Annotated in this window: 1 pseudogene; it reads right to left on the reverse strand. The window is 81.6% G+C overall.

Annotated features, from left to right (window positions below):
* Window positions 1–1,267 (reverse strand): annotated as a pseudogene (locus ACFPBZ_RS29380) (sacsin N-terminal ATP-binding-like domain-containing protein); the annotation flags it as partial.

Genomic DNA, 1,267 nt, shown 5'->3' on the forward strand with positions numbered 1-1,267 from the left:
CCGCCGCGGCCCCGACGGCCAGCGCGGCGAGGACCGCGCCCGGGGCGACCGCGCGGGCCGGGTCGGCGAGCCGGGCCAGCAGGTCGACGGCGTCGGCGGGGTCGGCCACGGCGAGGTCCGCGCGCACCCCGACGGTCGCGAGGAATCCCGTGTCGAGGGCGGCCGCCGCGTCGTCGGGCACCGGGTCGTAGAGGCCGCCGGTCGTGGCCGGGTCGGGGGCCCCGGGCAGGCGCCAGTACCCGGGGCGGCGCCCGGCGAGGCGACCGTGGCGGGCGAGCCACCAGGCCGTGTAGGGCGTCGGCTCCCCCGGCAGGGCGACGAGCGCGCACCGCACCGAGCGCTCCCCCGCGAGCAGCCGCCACGCGGCGTCCCACCGGTCGGGCGCGACGAGGTCGAGGTCGCGCACGGCCGTCAGCGGCGGGGGCGGTCCGGCGGGCTCCTCGCCGAACCCGGTCGGCGGGTCGACCTCCGCGTCCCACCACGACTCCTCGTCGTGCAGGTCGTGGTCGGGGCCGGTGGGGGCTTCGTCGACCACCAGCGCGAACCCGTCGAGGACGCCGGCGGCGAGCAGGGCCGCCCGGGGGTGGGCGTCCGCCGTCGCCGCGTCGAGCACGCCGACCGGGGCGTCGTCGCCGAGGACCGCGCGCAGCGCCCCGTCGGGCAGGACGAGCTCGTCGGCGCGGCGGTACCCGCCGTCGTCGTCGGGCAGGGCGAGCGCTCCCCCGCCGGCCCCGCCGCCCAGCCCCAGCACGAGGCGGGCCAGGGGTGCGACGTCGAGGCCCGCGTCGGCGTCGTCGAGGGAGCGCTCGATCGCCGCGAGCAGCTCCGGGGACCCGAGGAGGGCGGCGGCGTCGGCGCGGCGGGCCCCGAGCGCCTCGAGGAAGGGGTGGGAGGCGGCGGGGTCGACGACGCGGACCTCGGCGAGGGCGGTCAGGTCGAGGTCGGCGAGGTCGGCGCCGGGCAGCAGCGTGCGGCGCGGTCCGGGGACCAGCCGGCCGTCGGCGAGCGGCACCGGGAGGGCGGCGAGCTCGGCGCGGTCGATCCCGTCGTCGGCGGCCAGCGCCGCGTAGAGCGCGCGCCACCACGAGGGCGGGCGGCGCAGGCCCACGAGGCGGTCGCCCTGCACGGCCGGGCCGCGGCGGGTGTCGCCCAGCGCGCCCAGGCCCGCCGTGTACCCGACGGTGGTGAGCCCCTCGACGGCGCCGTCGAGGTCGGCGACGAGACGCAGGGCCGGGAGGTCGAGGGCCTGCCGCCGGCCCGGCACGAG

The sequence above is a fragment of the Actinomycetospora atypica genome (assembly GCF_042653685.1).
Lineage (GTDB): Bacteria > Actinomycetota > Actinomycetes > Mycobacteriales > Pseudonocardiaceae > Actinomycetospora > Actinomycetospora atypica.